The sequence below is a fragment of the Saccharomonospora iraqiensis subsp. iraqiensis genome (genome assembly GCF_000430445.1).
Taxonomy (GTDB): Bacteria; Actinomycetota; Actinomycetes; order Mycobacteriales; family Pseudonocardiaceae; genus Saccharomonospora; species Saccharomonospora iraqiensis.
Genome location: NZ_KE387135.1, coordinates 1 through 1,640, shown reverse-complemented (window position 1 = coordinate 1,640; position 1,640 = coordinate 1). Strand labels below are relative to the sequence as shown.

The window sequence follows — 1,640 nt, the reverse complement described above, 5'->3', positions numbered from 1 at the left end:
GCGTGCCGGTGACGGCCCGCGGCTCCGGCACCGGCCTGTCCGCGGCAGCGCGCCCGCACCCCGACGGCCTCGTGGTGTCGTTCGAACGGATGAACTCGGTTCTGGAGATCGACGAGGGGAACCACGTGGCCGTGGTCCAGCCCGGGGTGACCCTGTCCGAACTGGACGAGAGGACGGCACGGGCCGGACTCGGCTACACCGTCTACCCCGGGGAGATGAGCGCCAGTGTCGGCGGCAACGTCGGGACCAACGCGGGCGGGATGCGCGCGGTGCGCTACGGCGTCACCCGGCACAACGTGCTCGGTCTCCAGGCGGCACTGCCCACCGGGGAGCTGATCCGCTCCGGGGGCCGGACGGTGAAGACCGCCAGCGGCTACGACCTGACCCAGCTCGTCATCGGTTCGGAGGGCACGCTCGCGCTGGCCACCGAGATCACGGTCAAGCTGCATCCCCGGCTGCCGCACTCGGCCACCGTGCTCGCCCCGTTCGACGACCTCGACACGGTGATGCGGGCGGTCCCGGAGATCGTCTCCAGCGGACTGGAACCGCACATCCTCGAGTACATCGACGCGCTGACCATGGCCGCCATCACGCACAGCACCCAGCTGTCGCTGGGCATCCCGGACGAGGTGCGCGACGCCTCGCAGGCCTACCTCGTGGTCGGCCTGGCCAACCGGGCGGCCGACCGGCTCGACGGCGACGTGGAGGCCCTCGGCACGCTGCTCGGCGAGCTCGGCGCCGCGGACGTGTACGTGCTGGAGGGCTCCTCGGCACGCAGGCTGATCGAGGCCCGGGAGAACGCCTTCTGGACGGCCAAGGCCGCGGGCGCCGACGACGTGCTCGACGTCGTCGTGCCCCGGTCGGCGTTGCCGGAGTTCCTCGCCGAGTCCCGCGCCGCGGCCGAACGGGCCGAGTCCGGTGTGATCGGCTGTGGTCACGCCGGGGACGGCAACGTCCACCTCGCCGTGTTCCAGCCGGACCCCGAGCGGCGTTCGGCGTTGCTGGAGGAGATCTTCGCCGCCGGGATGCGGCTGGGCGGGGCGATCTCCGGCGAACACGGGCTCGGCCATGCGAAGACCGGGTACTTCCTCCGGCTGGAGGACCCCACCAAGATCGATCTGATGCGACGACTGAAGCAGGCCTTCGACCCCGCCGGGATCCTCAACCCCGGCGTGCTCTTCGGCGGCCGGGAGGACTGACGATGACGATGAACGGCGCGCAGGCCCTGATCCGCACCCTCGTCGACGCCGAGGTCGACGTGTGCTTCACCAATCCGGGCACCTCGGAGATGCACTTCGTGTCCGCACTGGACAGTGTACCGGAGATGCGGGGCGTGCTGGGCCTGTCCGAGGGCGTGGTCACCGGCGCCGCGGACGGCTACGCACGGATCGCCGACCGCCCGGCCGCGACGCTGCTGCACCTCGGGCCGGGGCTGGGCAACGGCCTGGCGAATCTGCACAACGCCCGCCGGGCACACACCCCGGTGGTCAACGTCGTCGGCGACCACGCCACCCACCACAAGCGCTACGACGCCCCACTGGAGTCGGACATCGAGGCGGTGGCCGGATCGCTGCAGGGCTGGGTGCGCCGTTCGGCGAGCACCGCCGACGTCGGCGCGGACGCGGCGGCGGCGGCCGCCG

General features: G+C 72.3%; 2 protein-coding genes. Both read left to right on the top strand.

Going from position 1 to position 1,640, the window contains the following annotated elements; all coding sequences use genetic code 11:
• Positions 1-1,199, top strand: a 1,199-nt coding sequence (locus tag ACTIR_RS24530) for an FAD-binding oxidoreductase (RefSeq protein WP_034241194.1), incomplete at its 5' end; no start/stop codon positions are given.
• A gap of 8 nt (positions 1,200-1,207) precedes the next feature.
• On the top strand, positions 1,208-1,640 hold a 433-nt coding region (locus ACTIR_RS24525; protein WP_267879502.1), incomplete at its 3' end, for a thiamine pyrophosphate-binding protein.